The organism is Caulobacter segnis, from assembly GCF_003243465.1.
Lineage (GTDB): Bacteria > Pseudomonadota > Alphaproteobacteria > Caulobacterales > Caulobacteraceae > Caulobacter > Caulobacter segnis_A.
In genome coordinates this window covers 1-17,902 of the sequence record NZ_QFQZ01000041.1, presented here as the reverse complement: position 1 = coordinate 17,902, position 17,902 = coordinate 1, and the positions used below count along the sequence as shown (strand labels likewise).

The window sequence follows — 17,902 nt, the reverse complement described above, 5'->3', positions numbered from 1 at the left end:
ATCAGCCTCAAGCGCGTTTGACGGCGTCCAGGAACGCCGTGATCAGAGCGGGGTCCTTTAGGCCGGGACCGCGCTCCACGCCAGAGGAAACGTCCACGAACGGGGTTCCCGAGACCGTGATCGCCTCGGCCACGTTCCACGGATCGAGCCCTCCGGCCAGGAAATGCGGGCGCGAAAAACGCCGGCCCGTCAGCAGCCCCCAGTCAAACCGCGCGCCGGTGCCGCCCGGCAGGGCCGAGCCTTCCACGGGCTTGGCGTCGAACATCAGGTGCTCGGCGACGCCGTCGAAGGCGGCGGCCTGGTCGACATCGGCGGGGCTGGAAACAGAGAAGGCCTTGATCACCCCGACTCCGGCGCGGGCGGCGATCTCGCGGACGCGCGAGGGCGTCTCCTTGCCGTGAACCTGGATCAGGTCGGGCCGCATGGTCGCCATCAGGCGGTCGATGAGAGCGTCATCGGGGTCGACGGTGACGGCGACCGTCTTCACGCCCCGGCCGCGCACAGGCTCGACCAGCCGCGCGGCGGTTTCGGGCGTCAGGTTGCGCGGGCTCTTGTCGAAGAAGACGAAGCCCAGGAAGGCCGCGCCGCCGTCGAAGGCGGCCTTGACCGTCTCGGGCGTCGACAGTCCGCAGATCTTGGCTTCAGCGCTCATCGCCGGGGAGTTACGGTCGACGCGCCTCCGAGGCAAGCCCAGCGAAACTATTGCAGCGTGAAGACCCCGTTCACGGCCCGCCATTCGCGGGGACCGATCAGCTTGTTGTGAGCCACCCGGACCGAGTGCAGCACCCCGTCCAGCTCCTTGGCCCAAAAGTCGAGAAAGCCCTTCAGGGTCGGGAATTTCGGGGCCAGGTCATAGTCCTGCCAGACATAGAGCTGCAGCAGGTGGGGGTGGTCCGGCAGGTGGTAGTGAATCTCGGCCGTGGTCAGGCCGTAACCCATAAGCTGTTTCTCGAACGCACTGATCGTCATGACAACGCTCCAAGCGGACGTGGTCGAAGCTTCAGTCCACTGAGCGAGTCGCTCAAGAGTCATGATGTCGCGCCGGCGCGGCCGGCCGTATCTGCCTAAGGCGTGATCTCGTCGGCCACGGCCTCGGCCGGGGTGGTCAGGATCGTGCCGATGGAGGCGGCGATGATCGCGCCGATGGCCAGCCATTGTGAGGCGACCAGACGCTCGCCCAGGATCACGAGCCCCGCCAGCGCGCCGACGGCGGGCTCGACGCTGAGCATGACGCCGAAGCTGCGCTTGGGGATGCCGCGCAGGGCGATCATCTCCAGCGAATAGGGAATGGCGCTGGACAGCACAGCCACGACCAAGCCTAGCAGCACGACCTGGGGATGGAAAAGGCTCGCGCCGGCCGATGCGACGCCGATCGGCGCGACGATCAGGGCCGCCGTGGTCATGCCCAGGGCCACCGAGCGACCGGCGTGCAGGTGGCCGGTCCGCTTGCCCAGGATGATGTACAGCGCCCACATCACCGCCGCCGCGCAAGCGAAGGCGACACCAATCGGATCGAGGGGCTTGGCGCCGGGATCGATCGGCAGCAGCAGGGAAAGGCCCAGGACCGCTAGGCCGATCCAGACGAAATGGATCAGCTTGCGCGAGCTGGCGACCGCCACGGCGAGCGGCCCCATGAACTCGATCGCGATCGCCAGGCCCAGCGGCACGGTGCGGATCGCCATGTAGAACGAAAGGTTCATCAGCCCCATCACCGCGCCATAGGCGGCGACGCGGCCCAGGTCGGCGCGCGACAGCGGATGACGCCACGGCCGCCAGACCAGCAGCAGGATCAGTGCCGAGAAACCCACCCGATAAGCGGTCGTCCCTGCCGCGCCGACCAAGGGGAAAAGGCTTTTAGCGAAGGACGTCCCCACACAGAGGACGACGATCGCGGCCATCAGGGCGGCGTAGGGGATCAGGTGAAGGCGTGAAGCGGCGGCCATGACGCCGTGTTTAAGGACGCCCGGCTCCGGGAGCTAGGTCATCGCAACGGCGGGCTGTCGGCCAGCATGGCGGCGTTCAGCGATTGGAGGCTCGATCTCAGCGTCGCGATCTCGACGTCCGACAGGGGCAGGCGGGCCACGACGTTGCGCCGAACCTCCAGCACGCGATCGCGCAGCGCCCAACCGGCCTCGGTGAGATCGACCCAAACCCGCCGCTCGTCGGCGGAGTCACGCGAACGCCGCAGCAGACCGGCGGCTTCCATGCGCTTGACCAGCGGCGTCACCGCGCCGGTGTCCATGCACAGGCCTCGACGCAGATCCCCCATGCTGCAGCGCTCGGTGCGCTCCCACAGGGCGATCAAGACGAGGTACTGCGGATGGGTCAGGCCCAAGGGCTCGAGCAAGCCGCGGTAGACCTTGGTGACTAGGCTGTCTGCGATCTGGATCGCCAGGCACAGCTGGTTGTCCAGGTGCAGCTCCTGGTAGCCGCAGTCCCCCGCCGCCAGCGGGCGCGGCTTCGTCACCGGGGCGTCAGAAAGCGCGATTTCGTCGATCATGCGCGTCAAGGTGGTCTCTTTTACTTAAGGTGGCGTAAACCAGATAATTTTTGAAATTATCGCATTCGATATAATCAAGCCTTAAGCATCACACCTTAAAACAGCTCTCCAATACCAGAGGGCAAGAACATGTTTGGCATGGAAGACAAGCGCGTCAGGGCGCTGCGCGCGGAAACGGCGGAACTGAAGGCGACGGTCACGGCGATCCATCGCTCGCAGGCGGTCATCGAGTTCCAGCTCGACGGAACCATCATCGACGCTAACGACAACTTCCTGGCCACCATGGGCTATCGGATCGAAGACATCCGTGGCCGCCACCACAGCCTGTTCGTTGATCCCGCCGACGCCGCCAGCCCCGAATATGCTCACTTCTGGGAGCGTCTTCGAGCCGGCGAGTTCTTCTCCGACGCCTTCCGGCGCATCGGTAAGGGCGGCGCCGAGATCTGGATCCGGGCCAGCTACAACCCAGTGTTCGACGCCGACGGCAAGCCCTACAAGGTGATCAAGTTCGCCTCGGACATCACGGCCGTCCGCCGCGAGCAGGAAGCTAGCCGAGCAGAGCGCGAGCAGGCCGCCGCCGTGCAGAACCAGGTCGTCTCCATCCTGGCCGAGAGGCTTGGCCGCCTCGCCGATGGCGACCTGACGGCCGAGATCGACGTCTTTCCCGACCAGTACGACCGCATCAAGGGCGACTTCAATCGTTCGGTCGAAAGCCTGCGCGGCGCCCTGAGCGCCATCGCCGAGGCGACCGGCAATCTTCAATCGGGCTCAAGCGAGATCGCCAGCGCCGCCGACGACCTGTCGCGACGCACCGAGCAGCAGGCCGCCAGCCTTGAACAGACCGCGGCCGCGATCGAGGAGATCGTCGCCACCGTCAAGCGTAGCGCAGGCGGCGCCCTGGAAGCCTCGACCGCCGCGGCAGAGGCCCGGAACCACGCCGATCGTTCCGGTGAAGTCGTCCGCGAGGCCGTCGCGGCCATGGGCGAGATCGAAAACTCCTCGGGCCAGATCACCCGGATCATCGGGGTGATCGACGAGATCGCCTTCCAGACCAACCTTCTGGCCCTGAACGCTGGGGTCGAGGCCGCGCGAGCGGGCGAGGCGGGTCGTGGCTTCGCGGTTGTCGCCCAGGAAGTGCGGGCTCTGGCCCAGCGTTCGGCCGACGCCGCCAAGGAAATCAAGGTCCTGATCGCCAGCAGCACCGCTCAGGTGGCGCGTGGCGTGCGTTTGGTCGGCGACACCGGCGAGGCCTTGTCGGGCATCGTCTCCAAGGTCAGTGAAATCGATCAGCTGATCCGCGAGATCGCCGCCTCGTCCCAGGAACAGTCCACGGGCCTCAGCCAGGTCAATGCGGCGATGAACCAGATGGACCAGGTCACCCAGCAGAACGCGGCCATGGTCGAGGAGACCACCGCGGCGGTGGCGAACATGAGCACCGAGGCGCGCGCCCTCGCCCGACTGGTTGGACGCTTCAGAACCGAGCCGACCGCGGCCTATCACGTCAGGGCGGCCGCCTAGGAGATCGGCGATGCGCCGGGCGTTCGCAGCCCGGCGCTGGCCCCGAAGGCCTTACTTCTTCACCCAGCCGCCATCCAGCGGCTTCCAGTACTGGCCGGGCGCCAGGCGGCTATAGAGCTGCTTGGCGGTGGCCTGGCCGGCGGCTTCTGGGGTCACGCCGGTCTTGGCGGCGATGTCCTTATAGGCGGCGGCGCGGCCGGTGTTGATCTCGGCCACGGCCGAGCGCAGGGCGGCGTCGCCGCCCGACACTATGCCCAGATAGCCGTCGGCCTGCTCGCCGACCGTACCGGACGCCTTGCCGGCGTCCACGGCGGCCTTGGCGGCGGCCGATTGGGCCAGGGCCAGGTTCGCGCCGGCGGCGGTCATCGCCAGGCCCAGCACCAGAACCGTCATCGTCTTGCGGATCATGTCGGTCCTCCTCTTAGAACAGGTTCGGGTTCTGCTGGATCAGCGACTGGACTTCCTTGTCCAGCCGCACGCGCACGTCGGCGTCCAGCTTGGCGTAGATGTTGATCGGATCGACCTTGACCCGCACCGTCGGGGTGCAGGCGGCCGCCGCCAGGGCTCCCGTCATGGCGAGGCCCAGCAAGAGGGCGCGCTGTCTCATGCGTCTTGTCTCCAGTTCATACGCAGGATGGGCGGTCACGGTTGAACCGGACCTGAACGGGGCGGAGTCGTCGCGGGCTCGTCTGCGAACGAGCGGCGCCAGGCCGCCAGAAGCTCGTCGAAGTTCAGCGACGTGTCGAGGGTGAGGTCGACCGGAGTCTTGGCCGGCAGGGCGATGCGCTTGTCGAAGGCCCGGCCGCGGATCAGGTCGAGGATGCCCACCCGCGCCTTCTCCGGGACCTTGGGATCGTGCTGGCCCTTGATGTGGAACAGGATTCCCAGCCGTCCCTTGTCGGTGCTGTTCACGACCGCTTCCAACTGGTCGAAGGCCAGGTTCTCCATGGCCTGGTAGGCGAAGTCCTGGATGGCGTTCACCTGGGCCGGCGGGGCGGGCGGTGCGCCGGGCGCGTCGGCGGGGCTGGCGGCGACGTTGGACAGGGCCGCGCGCGAAATCTCCAGCCGGCCCGGCTGGATGGCGCTGATCTTGCCCTGCTGGAAGCGCAGGCCCTCGGGCCCGAAGGTGAACGGCAGGCGGCCATCGACCACCGCCTGGACCTTGACCTTCTCGGCCAGGGACGAGGCGGCGACGAGTTCGCCAAGATCCAGATGCTCCACCACGATCACGCCGCTGATCGTCTTGTCGACGCCGAGCGGCACGTCGGTCGGCTCGATCGAGACCCGGCCCTTGGCCGCCTCGAAGGTCGCCTTGGAGAGTTGCAGGGCGTCGGCGCTCAACCGGAATACCGACTCGACGGCTGTCAGCGGGACCAGGGAATCGATCCGCACGATCCGCAGCGTCTGGCCAGGACGCGTGGTCAGCGGCGCGAGGCTGTCGAAGTCGATCGCGCCATCCAGCGTTGCGACGAAGCCGATTGGACTGGTGAAGTCGATGCGGTCGGCGACCAGGCGGCCCCGGCTGGCCGCGCCCTTGGCGTCCCAAGCGAAAACGCCGGTGAAGCTGGCCGGCCCTTTAGCCTCGCGGGCGAAGCCGGCCAACGGCGACAGGTCGCCCGGCTGCAGGCCGTCCTTGGCGAAGAGCAGCTTGGAGGCGTCGATGTCGGCCTGTCCCTTACCGGTCGCCACCACGTGGCGCAGACGGATTTCGCCCAGCGACGCGCCCGTCGGCGTCGCGGCCTGGAAGGTCCCGCCCCAGACGCCGCCGGTCAGGGCCAACTGGCCCTTGGCGAGGATGGGATTGAAGCGGCGCTCCGGCGCGGCGTCCGTCACAGCGGCCTGATCGACCCGCACGCTGGCGCGATCGAAGCCGCCGGCCCCACCGAAGCTGGCCTCGCCCTTGATGCCGTGGAGTTTGGCCTGGGCCACGGCCAAGGCGCCCTCGCCGTCCTCGAACTTCAGCGCCGCGCTCCAGCCGCCGGCGCCCGCGAGCACCAGCGGGCCTTTGGTCGGACAGAGCTTGGCCTTGATGTCGGTGACCGGGTTATCGCCCAGCGCATAGGCCTTGGCGGTCAGCGGCGAGCACTTGGACGCTGTTAGGGTGAAGCGGCCGCCCGCCAGCCGCGCCTGGCCGTCTACCTGGCCGGTGACGCCCTGGATGGGCGGCAAATCGAAATTCTCGATCGCCAGCGACAGAGGCGAGGTCAGAACGCCGCCGGCCATCCGCCATTGCGGCGCCAAGGCCTTGACGGTCGGCAGGCCGCCGCCCGCCAGCGACACCTGCAGAGCGCCACGGACACCCTCCGATCCCGCATCAAGCAGCAGCCCCTCGGGCGCCTGCACTGCGATCACGACGCCGTTTGGCGCCGACAGCTTCGCGCCTTGGTCCAGCGTCGCGCGCGTGCGGCCACCCTTGATGTCCAGCCCTATGCGGGGCGCGGCCACGACGAAGGTCCGTAGGGCGCCGGACAGGGGCTTGCCGTAGGCCGGATTGGGAATGAGGGCCGCCAGCCGCTCGGCGTCCGGTCCTGAGATCCCGCTGCGGCCGCCGGCCGAGCCGCTCAGGCCGAGCGTGAGGCCGCTCGGCCCCTTATCGAGCTCGCCGCGCGCTTGCAGCCGCGCGTCGGCGAGCGCCAGGCCGCCATTCGCCAGGCGCTGGGCGGTTGCGTCGATCGTCACGGGACCCTTGACCGCGACCGCTTGGCTCTCCAGGCCCACACCAAGGTTCGCCGACGCCACGGACGCCTTGAGGCCGCGCAGCGCAAGACCTCCAGCCAGGGCCTGGTCCGCGGTCAGGGATGAGCGGACTGCGCCGCGCAAGGTGGTGCGCGCCTGCCGGTGGTCGATCGTCAAGCGCGGCGCATCGAGCGACAGGCTCGCCGTCCGCGCCTCCAGCGAGGGGGCGGTCAGGCGGTCGCCCCGAACCGCGCCGCGCGATTGTCCGAGGAACGAGAACGCGTTCAGGCCGCCATCGAAGCGGCCGGCCACGCTCCAGTCGGCGGCGAGATCGCGGCCCTGGGCGTCGCGTGCACGGCCACTGCCAGCGGCCAGCGCCAGCCGGGCCTCGACGGGGCCGCTCGCCTTCATCGCCGCCAGGTCGGGATACGGCAGGTCCGCCGACAGCTTGGCCGAGGCGTCAGCCAGGTCCGCGTCCTTGGCCTCCAGGCTGTCGATCGCCAGCGAAACCTCGACCGTCAGGCGGTCGCCGCGCTTGCGCGCGGAAACCGTCGCGCCCTTGGCCCTCACGGCCAGGTCAGTCACGGCGTAGCGCAGCGGCGCGAGGCGTCCATCCAGCCGGAGCAGCTGGCCATCGTCGAGGCTGGCGTCGCCCGTAACGCGAACGCGACCTCCGGGTGTGACGAGATCCAGCCGCGCGTCCTCGACCAGGATAGCCGGGCCCGGAACGTTCGGCTTCCTCGGCGACTTCAGCGCCTCGTCGATCAGCGGCTGCAGGGCGCCGAATCGCACTTGGCCTTTCTTGTCGACGCTGGCCAGGATCCGGGGGCGGACCAGCCGCACCGCCTTGGTCTGGATGCCAAACCCCTCGCCGGTCCAGGGCGTGGAAAGGTCATAGGCGACCTCCAGCCTATCCGCTGAGAAGACCGGGCTGTCGCGCGATCCCAGGCGCACGCGACCCGAGAAGCCCGTGGCGTCGAGGTCGTCGATCTCGACGGCCGCCTCGACGCCGTGGTCGCGCAGCCAGCCGATGGCCAGCTCCCGACTGATTTCCCGGCGCCCGGACCAGACGACGAGCCCCGTGGCGATGAAGGCCAGCATCGACAGCGACACGGCCTCGAGGCCGAGATCGACCAGCCTCGCGCGGCCCCAAGCCTGGCGGGGCAGCGTTTTCTCGGTCGCGGCGGTGGAGGGTTCGGCCATCAGATCCCGAAGTCTGGTTCCTAAGAAGCCCCCCGGCTCAGCTTTGGATCCCTATCTTGTAAAGCCGAGCACGTCTTGCATGTCATAGAGCCCCGGTGACTTGCCCCTTGTCCAGGCCGCGGCGGCCACGGCGCCGCGGGCGAACAGACCGCGATCGATGGCCGAGTGGGACAGGGTCAGGGTCTCGGACTCGCCGGCGAAGATCACGCTGTGCTCGCCGATGATGCCGCCGCCGCGCACCACCGAAAAGCCGATCGCGCCTTCCTTGCGGGGACCGGTGACGCCGTCGCGGCCGCGATCGGCGACCTTGGCCAAATTCACGCCCCGCCCTTCGGCGGCGGCCTCGCCCAGCATTAGGGCCGTGCCCGACGGCGCGTCGATCTTGCGCTTGTGGTGGGCCTCGAAGACCTCGATATCCCAGTCGGACGCCGGCAACGCGGCGGCGGCCTGACGCACCAGACCCATCAGCATGTTGACGCCCAGCGAGTAGTTCCCCGACCGCACGATCACCACCTTCTCGGCGGCCGCCTCGATCCGGGCCAGCTGCTCGGGCGAGAATCCGGTCGAGCCGATGACCAGGGCCGGTGCGTGGGCGTGGTGGACCGCCCGGGCGGCGGCGGCTTCCGCCAGCAGGGCGGAGGCCTCGGGCAGGGTGAAATCGATCACCGCGTCGGCGGCGGCCAAGGCCGCATCGGCGCTGACCAGCAGCTCGCCCTCCACTTCGGGACGATCGAAGCGCGCGGCCAACACCACGTCGTGGCGCCCGTCCAGCGTCTGGATCACGGCCTGGCCCATGCGGCCGAGGGCACCAGCGACGGCGATCTTCACGGGCTGGGACAAAGGCTTTCCTCTCGCAACTACGCCCTGCTGATCGCCCATCGGCCCCCCGCAGGTCAACCTCGCGCCACATGACGCAAGGTCATCCAGATTGACGCAAGGCCAATTCCAACAAGCGTTTGCTGGACTTTTCGCTGTCTTGACCGGTTGTGACGCCGGTTCCCGGTCGCTACGCTGGCGGCGCATAAGGACGCGTTCGCATCGATCGGCGCGTCCCTTCATCGACTTGCGCAGCAGGAATGGGAAACGCCGGATGAGCGACGCGGAACGCAAGACCTTCACAGACGCGGAGGCCTTGGCCTTCCACCGTCACCCCCAGCCCGGGAAGCTGGCGGTGACCCCGACCAAGCCCATGGCGACCCAGCGCGATCTGTCGCTGGCCTATTCGCCCGGCGTCGCCGTCCCGGTCCACGCCATCGCCGCCGATCCGGACATGGCCTACGAGTACACCTCCAAGGGCAACATGGTCGCCGTGATCTCGAACGGCACGGCGATCCTGGGCCTGGGCGACCTGGGCGCCCTGGCCTCCAAGCCGGTGATGGAAGGCAAGAGCGTCCTCTTCAAGCGCTTCGGCGACGTCGACTCGATCGACATCGAGGTGACCTCCAAGGACCCCGACGAGATCATCACGGTGGTCAAGAACATCGGCGTGACCTTCGGCGGCATCAATCTGGAAGACATCAAGAGCCCCGAGTGCTTCCGCATCGAGACCGAGCTGCAGGAGCTGCTCGACATCCCGGTGTTCCACGACGACCAGCACGGCACGGCGATCATCTGCGCCGCCGGCCTGATCAACGCCTGCCACATCACCGGCAAGAAGATCGAGGACGTGAAGGTCGTGCTGAACGGCCCCGGCGCGGCCGGCATCGCCTCGCTGGAGCTGATCAAGGCCATGGGCGTGCGGTCCGAGAACTGCATCGCCGTCGACTCCAAGGGTGTGCTTTACCAGGGCCGCACCGAGGGCATGAACCAGTGGAAGAGCGCCCATGCGGTCAAGACCGACAAGCGCACCCTGGCCGAGGCCGTCGAAGGCGCGGACGTGCTGCTGGGCCTGTCGGCCAAGGGCGCCTTCACGCCCGAGATGATCGCCTCGATGGCTCCGAACCCGGTCATCTTCGCCATGGCCAATCCCGATCCGGAGATCACGCCGGAAGAGGTCAAGCGGGTCCGCAAGGACGCGATCATGGGCACGGGCCGGTCGGACTATCCCAACCAGGTCAACAACGTCCTGGGCTTCCCTTACATCTTCCGTGGCGCCTTGGACGTGCGAGCCCGTCGCGTGAACCACGAGATGAAGATCGCCTGCGCCCAGGCCCTGGCCATGCTGGCGCGCGAGGACGTGCCGGACGAGGTCGCCGCCGCCTATCACGGCCGCCAGCTGAAGTTCGGACCGGATTACATCATTCCCTCGGCCTTCGACCCGCGACTGATCTGGTATGTGCCGCCGTTCGTCGCCCAGGCGGCGATGGACACCGGCGTAGCCCGCAAGCCGATCGCCGACATGGACGCCTACCGCGCCAGCCTGGCCCAGCGCCTGGATCCCACCGCCGGCTTCCTGCAAAAGATCTCGGGCTCGGTGCTGGCCAATCCCAAGCGCATCGTGTTCGCCGAGGGCGAGGACCCCAGCGTCATCCGCGCCGCCTACGCCTTCCAGACCGGCGGCTATGGCCGCGCGATCCTGTGCGGTCGCGAGAACCTGGTGCACGAGAACATGAAGCTGGTGGGCCTGGATCCCGAGACCGCCGGCCTCGAGATCGTCAACGCCCGCCTCTCCGACCGCAATCCCGACTATGTCGACGCCCTCTACGCCCGACTGCAGCGCCAGGGCTATCTGAAGCGCGACGTCCAGCGCCTGATCAACCAGGACCGCAACAGCTTCGCCGCCTCGATGGTCACCCTGGGCGAGGCCGACGGGATGGTCACCGGCGTCACCCGCAGCTTCGACCAGGCGCTGGAGGAAGTGCTTCGTGTCGTCGATCCCGCGCCCGGCGGCCGGATCATGGGCATGTCGGTCGTGCTGGCCAAGGGCCGGACGATCTTCGTGGCCGACACCAACGTCACCGAGCTGCCCGAGGCCGAGGAGCTGGTCGAGATCGCCTGCGAGGCGGCCCGGGCCGTGCGCCGCCTGGGCTTCAAGCCGCGCGTGGCCTTCATGAGCTATTCGACCTTCGGCAATCCGATGGGCCTGCGCTCGGAGAAGGTGCGCGAGGCCGTGGCCATGCTCGATGAGATGGACGTCGACTTCGAGTACGAGGGCGAGATGCCGCCGGAACTGGCGCTCGATCCCGAAAAGCGCGCCAACTATCCGTTCATGCGCCTGACCGACAGCGCCAACATCCTTATCATGCCGGCCATCCACGCCGCCTCGATCTCGACCAAGCTGGTGCAGTCGCTGGGCGGCGCCACGGTGATCGGGCCGGTGCTCTTGGGCCTGTCGAAGTCGGTGCAGATCGCGCCGCTGTCGGCCTCAGTGTCCAAGATCCTGAACATGGCGATGATGGCCGCCTACGACCAGCCGGTCGGGGACGAGGAGTAATCTGAAAGTCGGAAAGGCGCGCGCCCGGCTGGGGCGCGCGCCTTTCTGGGCCGCGACGGAGGGGGAGTGGCCGCGGCCGCGAGGCTCTAGGCGGCCTTGGTCGTGACCGCTTCCACGGCCGCGGCGCCAGCGGTCCAGCGGACGGCGGCCAGGGCCACGCGCTCGCCCAGCAGGCGGGCGGTCTCACGGTCGCCGGCCGGCGGCGAGAGCTCGGGCGAGACGTTGTCCGACTGCGCGGCGACGCCGATGAACGAGCCGACGCGGTTCAGCGTGTCCGGACCGCGCTCGGCGGCGGTCACGTTCGGCGGGGCGATGCCGAGATTGACCCAGTTCATGCCGTGCTGGGCGGCCAGGATCGTCAGGCTCGCCAGGGCGTGAGCCTTGTCGCCCGAGAAGCTGTGAGAGTTGGTGAAGCCGGCGGCCAGCTTGTCCTTCCAGGCGCCGGTGAAGAACGCCGCCGAGGTGGCGTCGGCGAACACTTTGAACACGCCCGAGACGTCGCCCATGTAGGTCGGCGCGCCGAAGATCACGGCGTCGGCCTTGGTGATTTCCTCAATGAACGGGCCGAAATCCTGCGACGCGCTCTCGATTTTCAGCAGGACCGGGGTCTGGCCGGCGTCACGGACGCCCTCGGCGACCTTCTGGGCGAGGACTTCGGTGTGGCCGTAGCCCGAGTGATAGGCGATGGCGACGGTAGTCATGGGTGATCTCTCAATTAGAAACCGAAACGGTAGCGATTACGTAATAGACGCTAGCGCGACCGCTAGGGGGATCAGCAACAAAAGTTGGTGCAATTTTTCTGGGGGACGCCCTCAGGGGCGCTGAATGGCCACATCGCCTTGCGACAACGTTGTCATCACCTTATCTGAGAGGACACCCCAGCGATTTGACCAAGCACGCCCGATCGTGGCGCGCGTCCCTTCGCGATCACCCCGCCTTCTTTGTGTGTGAGCTGCGCATGACCCCGTCCAAGACGACGCATCCTGGCCTTGTTCTGGCCGCCCTGGCGCTTGGTGGCTTTGCGATCGGCACGACCGAATTCGCCTCGATGAGCCTGCTGCCCTACTTCGCCAAGGACCTTGGCGTCGACGCACCCACGGCGGGCCACGCCATCAGCGCCTACGCCCTGGGCGTCGTGGTCGGCGCGCCGATCATCGCGGTAGCCGCCGCTCGCCTGCCCCGCCGGGTGATCCTCACCGTGCTGATGGCGGTGTTCGCCCTGGGCAACCTGCTCTCGGCCCTGGCGCCCACCTTCGGCTGGATGCTGGCGTTCCGCTTCTTCTCGGGCCTGCCGCACGGGGCCTATTTCGGCGTCGCGGCCCTTGTCGCGGCCAGCGTCTCGCCGCCGGACAAGCGGGCGCGGTCGGTCGCCATGGTGATGATCGGCCTGACCATCGCCACGATCCTCGGTGTGCCGATGGCCAATATCGTCGGCCAATGGATCGGCTGGCGCTGGGGCTTCGTGATCGTCGCCATCCTGGCCGCGTTGACCGCCCTTTCGGTCTGGCTGCAAGCTCCGCGCGTTCCCGCCGACGCTCACGCCAGCCCCATGCGGGAGCTGTCGGCCCTGGCCAAGGGCCGGGTCTGGCTGACCCTGGCGATCGGCGCGATCGGATTTGGCGGACTGTTCTGCGTCTACACCTATCTGGCGGACACCCTGCTGGCCGTCACCCACGCCCCGCCCGCCGCCCTGCCGGTGGTGCTGGCGGTGTTCGGCGCCGGCATGACCGTCGGCACGCTCGCCTGCGCCTGGGCCGCGGACCGCGCCCTGATGCCCGCCATCGGCGGGATCCTGCTGTGGAGCGCCGGCGCCCTGGCCCTCTACCCGCTGGCGGTCGGAGACCTCAGAACCCTGCTGCCCGTGGTGTTCCTGATCGGCTGCGGCGGCGGCCTGGGCTCGGCGCTGCAGACGCGACTGATGGACGTGGCCGGTGACGCCCAGACCTTGGCGGCCGCGCTGAACCACTCGGCCTTCAACACCGCCAACGCCCTGGGCCCGTGGCTCGGCGGCCTGGCGATCGCGGCGGGCTATGGCTGGGCTTCGACCGGTTGGGTCGGGGTCGCCCTGGCGCTCGGCGGCTTTGCGATCTGGGTGGCGGCGGCGCTGGACGCCCGACGACAGAGCCGCCGGCTCGCCTTGGTCCCGGCCGAATAGAAAGCGCTAGCGACCTTCGTGGACGGCGGCGTGCGCACCGTTCAGCAGGTCCGCGACGCTGATTTGGCCCAGCCGCTCGGCCGCGGCCATATCGGCGGCCTGGATGGCCGAACGGACGGCGTCGGGAATCTTCTCTCCGACCGGGCAGCCCTTGACGCCCTTGGGCGCTACGCCGAGATGGGCGCAGCCGTTGACGGCCTTCAGCACGACGTCGAGCGTGATGGTTTCTGCGGGCTTGAGTAGCCAGGCGCCGCCGTTGGCGCCGGCGCGCGCGCCGATCAGCCCCGCCTTGCCCAGCATGGCGGTGACCCGGCGGACCACGACCGGATTGGTCGGGACCGACGCGGCCAGCTCCGCGCTGGCCACGGCGCGGTCGGCGGAAAACGCATCCTTATGCGCCAGATAGGCCAGGGCGTGGGCCGCCACGGGGAATTTTTGACTGTCGGACATCTCTACTCGGGAACGTAAGGTTGTCGTGGGCGCGTTCAACTGAAAAGTGCTTGATCCTGGCGTCGCGGATCGATGCGACGTTAGGGGACGATTGAACCGGCCGTGAATTGGGTGTATCGCGCCGCGCTTGATCGATATGGGTCGGCCGACAGCGTTTTGCGAGGGCGGCCCGGAGGGATTGAATGGCTTCCGAAGCCTCCAGCGCGTCCGCTCCCGAATGCGCCCCCGCGTCCACCGACATTCCTTCCCAGGATGGCGGCCCGCCAAACGGGTCGGGGCACGGTCATGACCTGAAGGGTCATGGCTTCTTCGCCATGGCCCTGGGCTCCATCGGCGTCGTCTTCGGCGACATCGGCACGAGCCCCCTGTACGCCCTTCGCGAGGCGCTGGCGCACTCGCGCAGCACCACCGCGACCGAGCACGCGGTGCTGGGCGTGGTGTCGCTGGTCCTGTGGACCCTGACCCTGTTCGTGACGATCAAGTACGTCATCTTCTTCATGCGCGCCGACAACAAGGGCGAGGGCGGGACCCTGGCCCTGATGGCCCTGGCCCAGAAGGCTCTGGGCGGCGCGGGTCGCAAGCGCTCGGTGGCGGTGTTCTTCCTGGGCGTGATCGGCGCGGCGCTGTTCTATGGCGACGGCATCATCACCCCGGCCATCTCGGTGCTTTCGGCCGTGGAAGGCCTGAAGGACGCGCCGCACGTCGGCCGGGCCCTGTCGCCCTACATCCTGCCGATCTCGGCCGGGATCCTGATTGCGCTGTTCCTGGTCCAGGCCAAGGGCACCCATCGGATGGCCTCGCTGTTCGGGCCGATCACCGCCGTGTGGTTCCTGATCCTCGGCGCGCTGGGCGCGTTCCACCTGGCCGACGACCTGTCGATCTTCCGCGCCTTCAATCCCTGGTACGGCATCCGCTTCCTGCTGGAGAACGGCTTCCTGGGCTTCGTCATCCTGGGCAGCGTGTTCCTGGTGGTGACTGGGGCCGAGGCGCTCTATGCGGACATGGGCCACTTCGGAAAGCGGCCGATCCAGGCCGCGTGGCTGTGCCTCGTCTTCCCGTGCCTGGCGCTGAACTATCTGGGCCAGGGCGCCCTGGTGCTGGATCATCCCGCCGCCCGCCACAACCCGTTCTGGGAGATGGTGCCCGGCTTCGCCTACTGGCCGGTGCTGCTGATGGCCACGATCGCCACCGTGATCGCCAGCCAGGCCGTGATCACCGGCGCCTTCTCGATGACCCAGCAGGCCGTGCAGCTGGGCCTGCTGCCGCGGATCGAGATCAAGCGCACCTCCGAGACCCAGGCCGGCCAGATCTTCGTGCCGGCCGTCAATCAGTTCCTGCTGATCGGGGTGCTGGTGCTGCTGTTCGCGTTCCAGAGCTCGCACAAGCTGGCCAGCGCCTACGGCATCGCCGTGACCGGCGCGATGTTCGTCGACACCCTGCTGGCCTATGTCGTGATCCGCCGGCTGTGGAAATGGACCCTTTGGCAGACCGCCCTGCTGCTGGTGCCGCTGGCCGCCCTGGACGGCGTCTTCATCGCCTCGAACATGCTGAAGATCCCCGACGGCGCCTGGTTGCCGCTGGTGTTCGGCGGCGTCCTCGTCCTGATCATGTGGACCTGGACCCGCGGGGCCAACATCCTGTCGGCCAAGACCCGTCGCGACAGCGTGCCCCTGGTCGACCTGATGGAAATCCTGCGCGCCCGCGCGCCGCACCGCGCGCCCGGCACCGCGATCTTCCTGACCTCCGACCCGGACATGACCCCGGTCGCCCTGATGCACAACCTCAAGCACAACAAGGTTCTGCACGAGCGCAACGTCATCCTGACGGTCCGCACCACCGAGACGCCGCGCGTCAATGAGGAGGACCGGGTCAAGATCGAGAAGGTCAACGACGACTTCAAGAAGGTCATCGTCAACTACGGCTTCATGGAAAGCCCGAACATCCCCAAGGCCTTGGCCGTGTGCCGCAAGCAGGGCCTGAAGTTCGACATCATGGCCACCAGCTTCTTCCTGGGCCGTCGCTCGATCGTGCCGTCGGCCAACAGCGGCATGCCGCTGTGGCAGGACCGCCTGTTCATCTACCTGATGAAGAACGCCGCCAATCCGACGGACTTCTTCAAGATCCCGCCCGGCCGCGTGGTCGAGCTGGGCGCCCAGGTGACGGTGTAGGCGGTGGAGACGACGCTCCGCGTTCTGGGCGACGGCCTATCGATCGCCGCCCTGGCCATCATCGCCGCCACCGCCCAGGGCGCGTGGAAGCGCATCCCCCAGAGCGTGAAGACGGTGCCGATGCAGTGGGGCCTGAACGGCAAGCCGACCTGGCGCGCGCCCAAGGCGCTGGGCCTGCTGTTCATTCCGGTGATCGCGACCGCGATCCTGCTGTCGTTCACCCTGACCCAGGCCACGTTTACGACCGATCCGACGCAGGCGATGATGATCTTCCTGATCCGCGCCACGACCGCCGCCCTTCTGGCGCTCGCCCATCTGTTCCACCTGCGGTTCGTCATCAAGACGCTGCAGGACGAGGGCCAACTCTAGCGGCGCTCATTTGCGCTTGACCCGCGCGTCCCGATCCCGTTGAAGGCGCGCGACTTTGTGTTTCTCTCCGGAAGGGACCCCTCATGGCCGACAAGTCCGTGAAGAAGGTCGTGCTCGCCTATTCGGGCGGCCTCGACACCTCGATCATCCTGAAGTGGCTGCAGACCGAGTACGGCGCGGAAGTCGTGACCTTCACGGCCGACCTCGGCCAGGGCGAGGAGATCGAGCCGGCCCGCGCCAAGGCCCTGGCCGCCGGCGTGAAGCCCGAGAACATCTTCATCGAGGACGTCCGCGAGGAATTCGTGCGCGACTACGTCTTCCCGATGTTCCGCGCCAACACGGTCTATGAGGGCCAGTACCTGCTGGGCACCTCGATCGCCCGTCCGCTGATCGCCAAGAAGCAGATCGAGATCGCCCGCAAGACCGGCGCCGACGCCGTCAGCCACGGCGCGACCGGCAAGGGCAACGACCAGGTCCGCTTCGAGCTCGGCTACTACGGCCTAGAGCCCGACATCACCGTGATCGCCCCCTGGCGCGAGTGGGACTTCAAGTCCCGCGAGGCCCTGCTGGACTTCGCCGAGAAGCACCAGATCCAGATCACCAAGGACAAGCGCGGCGAGGCGCCGTTCAGCGTCGACGCCAATCTGCTGCACTCCTCGTCGGAAGGTAAGGTCCTGGAGGATCCGGCGGTCGAGGCCCCCGAGTTCGTCCACATGCGCACGATCGCGCCGGAAGACGCGCCGGACAAGCCGACCATCATCACCATCGACTTCGAGAAGGGCGACCCGGTCGCCATCGACGGCGTGGCGATGAGCCCGGCCACCCTGCTGACCAAGCTGAACGCGCTGGGCCGCGACAACGGCATCGGCCGCCTGGACCTGGTCGAGAACCGTTTCGTCGGCATGAAGTCGCGCGGCGTCTACGAGACCCCCGGCGGCACGATCCTGCTGGCCGCCCACCGCGGCATCGAGAGCATCACGCTGGACCGCGGCGCGATGCACCTTAAGGACGAGCTGATGCCGAAGTACGCTTCGCTCGTCTACAACGGCTTCTGGTTCTCGCCCGAGCGCGAGATGCTGCAGGCCGCCATCGACTACAGCCAGACCAAGGTCTCGGGCCAGGTCCGCGTGAAGCTCTACAAGGGCAATGTCACGGTCATCGGCCGCACCAGCCCCTACTCGCTGTACGACCAGGACCTGGTCACCTTCGAGGAGGGCAAGGTCGCCTACGACCACCGCGACGCCGGCGGCTTCATCAAGCTGAACGCCCTGCGCCTGCGGGTCCTGGCCAAGCGCGACAAGCGCGGCTAGGGCGGGGTTAGAGCGATAGGAACGAGGGCGTCGCGGGGGAAACCTCGCGGCGCCTTTTCTTTGTGCGAGACGGGCTGCGCGAGTGGAACCCCTCTCCCGGCGGTGTTCAGACCGGGGACATCCGTGACAGGTGTTCGGAGACATCCGTGACACATTTTCCGATCTCGAAGGGAGGTCGGA

At 68.0% G+C, this 17,902-nt stretch carries 16 protein-coding genes; 6 read left to right on the top strand and 10 right to left on the bottom strand.

Annotation, left to right across the window (positions count from 1 at the left end; translation table 11 throughout):
* Positions 1 to 7: 7 nt before the first annotated feature.
* From DI526_RS13545 to DI526_RS13530, 4 genes are all read right to left on the bottom strand, one after another.
* Positions 8 to 652: a phosphoribosylanthranilate isomerase gene (locus DI526_RS13545; RefSeq protein ID WP_304278806.1), complete on the bottom strand. Its 645-nt coding sequence runs from the start codon at positions 650 to 652 to the stop codon at positions 8 to 10.
* Positions 653 to 699: 47 nt separating this feature from the next.
* On the bottom strand, positions 700 to 969 hold the full coding sequence (locus DI526_RS13540; RefSeq protein WP_066686031.1) for an usg protein: 270 nt from the start codon (positions 967 to 969) through the stop codon (positions 700 to 702).
* A 95-nt stretch (positions 970 to 1,064) separates the two neighbouring features.
* Complete coding sequence (locus DI526_RS13535; RefSeq protein ID WP_304278803.1) at positions 1,065 to 1,943, bottom strand: DMT family transporter; 879 nt, start codon at positions 1,941 to 1,943, stop codon at positions 1,065 to 1,067.
* A 38-nt stretch (positions 1,944 to 1,981) separates the two neighbouring features.
* Positions 1,982 to 2,500: a MarR family winged helix-turn-helix transcriptional regulator gene (locus tag DI526_RS13530; RefSeq protein WP_304278801.1), complete on the bottom strand. Its 519-nt coding sequence runs from the start codon at positions 2,498 to 2,500 to the stop codon at positions 1,982 to 1,984.
* A 129-nt stretch (positions 2,501 to 2,629) separates the two neighbouring features.
* Here DI526_RS13530 and DI526_RS13525 point away from each other — a divergent pair, with 129 nt between their 5' ends.
* The gene (locus DI526_RS13525) at positions 2,630 to 4,018 is read left to right on the top strand and encodes a PAS domain-containing methyl-accepting chemotaxis protein (protein ID WP_304278798.1); all 1,389 of its coding nucleotides are present in this window, start codon (positions 2,630 to 2,632) and stop codon (positions 4,016 to 4,018) included.
* Positions 4,019 to 4,069: 51 nt separating this feature from the next.
* On the opposite strand, the gene DI526_RS13520 is transcribed toward DI526_RS13525, so the two are convergent.
* Genes DI526_RS13520 through dapB form a run of 4 tightly spaced genes read right to left on the bottom strand, consistent with a single transcriptional unit; the run spans position 4,070 to position 8,737 of the window.
* Positions 4,070 to 4,426, bottom strand: coding sequence for a YdbL family protein (locus DI526_RS13520; protein WP_304278794.1), 357 nt, complete (start codon positions 4,424 to 4,426; stop codon positions 4,070 to 4,072).
* 13 nt (positions 4,427 to 4,439) lie between these two features.
* Complete coding sequence (locus DI526_RS13515) at positions 4,440 to 4,625, bottom strand: YnbE family lipoprotein (RefSeq protein ID WP_304278791.1); 186 nt, start codon at positions 4,623 to 4,625, stop codon at positions 4,440 to 4,442.
* A 35-nt stretch (positions 4,626 to 4,660) separates the two neighbouring features.
* Positions 4,661 to 7,897: a YdbH domain-containing protein gene (locus tag DI526_RS13510; protein ID WP_304278788.1), complete on the bottom strand. Its 3,237-nt coding sequence runs from the start codon at positions 7,895 to 7,897 to the stop codon at positions 4,661 to 4,663.
* Between the two features lie 51 nt (positions 7,898 to 7,948).
* On the bottom strand, positions 7,949 to 8,737 hold the full coding sequence (gene dapB, locus DI526_RS13505) for a 4-hydroxy-tetrahydrodipicolinate reductase (protein ID WP_304278786.1): 789 nt from the start codon (positions 8,735 to 8,737) through the stop codon (positions 7,949 to 7,951).
* A gap of 250 nt (positions 8,738 to 8,987) precedes the next feature.
* Between dapB and DI526_RS13500 the strand changes: the two genes are divergently transcribed.
* The gene (locus DI526_RS13500; RefSeq protein WP_304278783.1) at positions 8,988 to 11,270 is read left to right on the top strand and encodes an NADP-dependent malic enzyme; all 2,283 of its coding nucleotides are present in this window, start codon (positions 8,988 to 8,990) and stop codon (positions 11,268 to 11,270) included.
* Between the two features lie 86 nt (positions 11,271 to 11,356).
* On the opposite strand, the gene DI526_RS13495 is transcribed toward DI526_RS13500, so the two are convergent.
* Positions 11,357 to 11,971, bottom strand: a complete 615-nt coding sequence (locus DI526_RS13495) for a flavodoxin family protein (RefSeq protein ID WP_304278781.1) — start codon at positions 11,969 to 11,971, stop codon at positions 11,357 to 11,359.
* A 257-nt stretch (positions 11,972 to 12,228) separates the two neighbouring features.
* Between DI526_RS13495 and DI526_RS13490 the strand changes: the two genes are divergently transcribed.
* A complete protein-coding gene (locus tag DI526_RS13490; RefSeq protein ID WP_304278777.1) occupies positions 12,229 to 13,425 on the top strand; it encodes an MFS transporter in 1,197 nt (398 codons plus the stop codon).
* Between the two features lie 6 nt (positions 13,426 to 13,431).
* On the opposite strand, the gene DI526_RS13485 is transcribed toward DI526_RS13490, so the two are convergent.
* Entirely contained in the window at positions 13,432 to 13,875 is a 444-nt protein-coding gene (locus tag DI526_RS13485) for an Rrf2 family transcriptional regulator (RefSeq protein ID WP_304278774.1), read from the bottom strand.
* A gap of 182 nt (positions 13,876 to 14,057) precedes the next feature.
* Here DI526_RS13485 and DI526_RS13480 point away from each other — a divergent pair, with 182 nt between their 5' ends.
* The 3 genes from DI526_RS13480 (at position 14,058) to DI526_RS13470 (ending at position 17,722) form a co-directional block, all read left to right on the top strand.
* Entirely contained in the window at positions 14,058 to 16,043 is a 1,986-nt protein-coding gene (locus tag DI526_RS13480) for a potassium transporter Kup (protein WP_304278771.1), read from the top strand.
* Between the two features lie 3 nt (positions 16,044 to 16,046).
* The gene (locus DI526_RS13475) at positions 16,047 to 16,412 is read left to right on the top strand and encodes a DUF1648 domain-containing protein (protein ID WP_304278768.1); all 366 of its coding nucleotides are present in this window, start codon (positions 16,047 to 16,049) and stop codon (positions 16,410 to 16,412) included.
* Between the two features lie 83 nt (positions 16,413 to 16,495).
* Positions 16,496 to 17,722 carry an argininosuccinate synthase gene (locus DI526_RS13470; protein WP_304278765.1) on the top strand — a complete coding sequence of 409 codons (1,227 nt, stop codon included), beginning with the start codon at positions 16,496 to 16,498 and terminating at the stop codon, positions 17,720 to 17,722.
* Positions 17,723 to 17,902: the final 180 nt, after the last annotated feature.

Coding starts and splice junctions, on each gene's coding strand:
- DI526_RS13545 (WP_304278806.1), bottom strand. CDS start 652: ATGAGCGCTGAAGCCAAGATCTGCGGACTGTCGACGCCCGAGACGGTC.
- DI526_RS13540 (WP_066686031.1), bottom strand. CDS start 969: ATGACGATCAGTGCGTTCGAGAAACAGCTTATGGGTTACGGCCTGACC.
- DI526_RS13535 (WP_304278803.1), bottom strand. CDS start 1,943: ATGGCCGCCGCTTCACGCCTTCACCTGATCCCCTACGCCGCCCTGATG.
- DI526_RS13530 (WP_304278801.1), bottom strand. CDS start 2,500: ATGATCGACGAAATCGCGCTTTCTGACGCCCCGGTGACGAAGCCGCGC.
- DI526_RS13525 (WP_304278798.1), top strand. CDS start 2,630: ATGTTTGGCATGGAAGACAAGCGCGTCAGGGCGCTGCGCGCGGAAACG.
- DI526_RS13520 (WP_304278794.1), bottom strand. CDS start 4,426: ATGATCCGCAAGACGATGACGGTTCTGGTGCTGGGCCTGGCGATGACC.
- DI526_RS13515 (WP_304278791.1), bottom strand. CDS start 4,625: ATGAGACAGCGCGCCCTCTTGCTGGGCCTCGCCATGACGGGAGCCCTG.
- DI526_RS13510 (WP_304278788.1), bottom strand. CDS start 7,897: ATGGCCGAACCCTCCACCGCCGCGACCGAGAAAACGCTGCCCCGCCAG.
- DI526_RS13500 (WP_304278783.1), top strand. CDS start 8,988: ATGAGCGACGCGGAACGCAAGACCTTCACAGACGCGGAGGCCTTGGCC.
- DI526_RS13495 (WP_304278781.1), bottom strand. CDS start 11,971: ATGACTACCGTCGCCATCGCCTATCACTCGGGCTACGGCCACACCGAA.
- DI526_RS13490 (WP_304278777.1), top strand. CDS start 12,229: ATGACCCCGTCCAAGACGACGCATCCTGGCCTTGTTCTGGCCGCCCTG.
- DI526_RS13485 (WP_304278774.1), bottom strand. CDS start 13,875: ATGTCCGACAGTCAAAAATTCCCCGTGGCGGCCCACGCCCTGGCCTAT.
- DI526_RS13480 (WP_304278771.1), top strand. CDS start 14,058: ATGGCTTCCGAAGCCTCCAGCGCGTCCGCTCCCGAATGCGCCCCCGCG.
- DI526_RS13470 (WP_304278765.1), top strand. CDS start 16,496: ATGGCCGACAAGTCCGTGAAGAAGGTCGTGCTCGCCTATTCGGGCGGC.